Origin of the sequence: Streptomyces sp. NPDC057654 (assembly GCF_042800135.1) — a bacterium.
Classification (GTDB): domain Bacteria; phylum Actinomycetota; class Actinomycetes; order Streptomycetales; family Streptomycetaceae; genus Streptomyces.
Map to the genome: position 1 here is coordinate 1 of NZ_JBHVHQ010001198.1, position 1,994 is coordinate 1,994.

Below are 1,994 nucleotides of genomic sequence, written 5' to 3' on the forward strand. Positions count from 1 at the left end.
GTCCCGTGCCCGGGGCCGTACGGGCGTCCTGCCGCCCCGCTCGCCGCGGACTGTGCCGTTCGTCGGTCCGTTCTCGTTCCGTTCGTCGTTCCGTTCGTCACGTTCGCCCTCGACGAAATCCGTACGTCCGTGCGCCCGAGCGAGGTCGGGGAGGGCCGTAGCGCCGCCCCGGCACCGGCCCGGCGTCCCGCCGCCCGTCAACAAGTGCGAAGATGTTGTCACGGCAGGACAGGGCCCCCCTTACACCCAGGGCCGATCTAGAAGCGGCCGAACAACAGCCGCCGCCCGGTCACCGACGACCGGCTACGGCGTATCCATGCATGGAGGACGTGACGTGGCGAACGACGCCAGCACCGTTTTCGACCTAGTGATCCTCGGAGGCGGTAGCGGCGGTTACGCCGCTGCCCTGCGCGGAGCGCAGCTGGGTCTGGACGTCGCCCTGATCGAGAAGAACAAGCTCGGCGGCACCTGCCTGCACAACGGCTGCATCCCCACGAAGGCTCTGCTGCACGCCGGCGAGATCGCCGACCAGGCCCGCGAGGCCGAGAAGTTCGGCATCAAGACGTCCTTCGAGGGCGTCGACATCGAGGGCGTGCACAAGTACAAGGACGGCGTGATCGCGGGCCTGTACAAGGGCCTCCAGGGTCTCGTCGCCAGCCGGAAGGTGACCTACATCGAGGGCGAGGGCAAGCTGTCCTCGCCGACCTCGGTGGACGTCGCCGGCCGCCGGGTGGAGGGCCGCCACGTCCTGCTGGCGACCGGCTCCGTGCCGAAGTCGCTGCCCGGCCTGGAGATCGACGGCAACCGCGTCATCTCCTCGGACCACGCGCTGACGCTGGACCGCGTCCCGAAGTCCGCGATCATCCTGGGCGGCGGCGTCATCGGCGTCGAGTTCGCCTCGGCGTGGAAGTCCTTCGGCACCGACGTCACGGTCGTCGAGGGCCTCAAGCACCTCGTCCCGGTCGAGGACGAGAACAGCTCCAAGCTGCTGGAGCGGGCCTTCCGCAAGCGCGGCATCAAGTTCAACCTCGGCACGTTCTTCGAGAAGTCCGAGTACACCGCCGACGGCGTCAAGGTGACCCTGGCCGACGGCAAGACCTTCGAGGCCGAGGTGCTGCTGGTCGCGATCGGCCGCGGGCCGGTCTCCCAGGGCCTGGGCTACGAGGAGCAGGGCGTCGCGATGGACCGCGGCTACGTCCTGGTCGACGAGTACATGCGTACCAACGTGCCGACCATCTCGGCCGTCGGCGACCTCGTCCCGACCCTCCAGCTCGCGCACGTCGGCTTCGCCGAGGGCATGCTGGTGGCGGAGCGGCTGGCCGGTCTGAAGACCGTGCCGGTCGACTACGACGGTGTGCCGCGTGTGACGTACTGCCACCCCGAGGTCGCCTCCGTCGGGATCACCGAGGCCAAGGCCAAGGAGATCTACGGTGCGGACAAGGTCGTGGCCCTGAAGTACAACCTCGCGGGCAACGGCAAGAGCAACATCCTCAAGACCTCCGGCGAGATCAAGCTCGTCCAGGTCAAGGACGGCGCCGTCGTGGGCGTCCACATGGTCGGCGACCGTATGGGCGAGCAGGTCGGCGAGGCTCAGCTGATCTACAACTGGGAGGCGCTGCCGGCCGAGGTCGCGCAGCTCGTCCACGCGCACCCGACGCAGAACGAGGCGCTCGGCGAGGCCCACCTGGCCCTGGCCGGCAAGCCGCTGCACTCGCACGACTAAGTCCCGAGCGCACCACCATCCGCACTTTTCGTAAGGAGCAACCGAAACCATGGCGGTTTCCGTAACCCTGCCGGCGCTCGGCGAGAGCGTGACCGAGGGCACTGTCACCCGCTGGCTGAAGGCCGAGGGTGAGCGCGTCGAGGCCGACGAGCCTCTGCTGGAGGTGTCGACCCACAACCTCCACAGCGAGATCCGAGGCCCGCACGCCGGTGTGGTCGCCTGGTACCCGGAGCCGGAGCACGAGGCGGTCGAGGGCGGCGCGGAGCGGGCG

2 protein-coding genes are annotated in these 1,994 nt (G+C 69.1%); both read left to right on the forward strand.

Features of this window, described 5'->3' with window-relative positions; genetic code table 11:
* Positions 1 to 334 precede the first annotated feature (334 nt).
* Positions 335 to 1,723: a dihydrolipoyl dehydrogenase gene (gene lpdA / locus ACFU99_RS41965; RefSeq protein WP_384403599.1), complete on the forward strand. Its 1,389-nt coding sequence runs from the start codon at positions 335 to 337 to the stop codon at positions 1,721 to 1,723.
* A gap of 49 nt (positions 1,724 to 1,772) precedes the next feature.
* Positions 1,773 to 1,994: biotin/lipoyl-containing protein (locus ACFU99_RS41970; RefSeq protein WP_384403602.1), on the forward strand; the 222-nt coding region annotated here is incomplete at its 3' end.